This window comes from Halorubrum sp. SS7 (assembly GCF_005435055.1).
Taxonomy (GTDB): domain Archaea; phylum Halobacteriota; class Halobacteria; order Halobacteriales; family Haloferacaceae; genus Halorubrum; species Halorubrum salinarum.
Genome location: NZ_SGXV01000797.1, coordinates 1 through 211, shown reverse-complemented (window position 1 = coordinate 211; position 211 = coordinate 1). Strand labels below are relative to the sequence as shown.

1 protein-coding gene is annotated in these 211 nt (G+C 67.3%); it reads right to left on the bottom strand.

Annotated features, from left to right (window positions below; translation table 11 throughout):
- The coding region (locus tag EXE44_RS19935) for a glutaredoxin (RefSeq protein ID WP_137718156.1) at positions 1-148 on the bottom strand (148 nt) is incomplete at its 3' end.
- Positions 149-211: the final 63 nt, after the last annotated feature.

Genomic DNA, 211 nt, shown 5'->3' with positions numbered 1-211 from the left:
GCTGGCCGCTGACGCGCTTGACCTCGTTCCGCTCGGAGTGGAGCGCCTCCACCCACTCGGTCTCGTACTCGACGCCCGCCTCGTCTAAGGCGTCGGTCGCCTTCTCGCACCACGGACACCCGTCGAGGGCGTACAGTCGAACGTTCATACCGATCGATCCGTCCGCGCCGTCAAGAAGGTGTGCGTCCGGATCGGCTCGGCGGGTCGATCC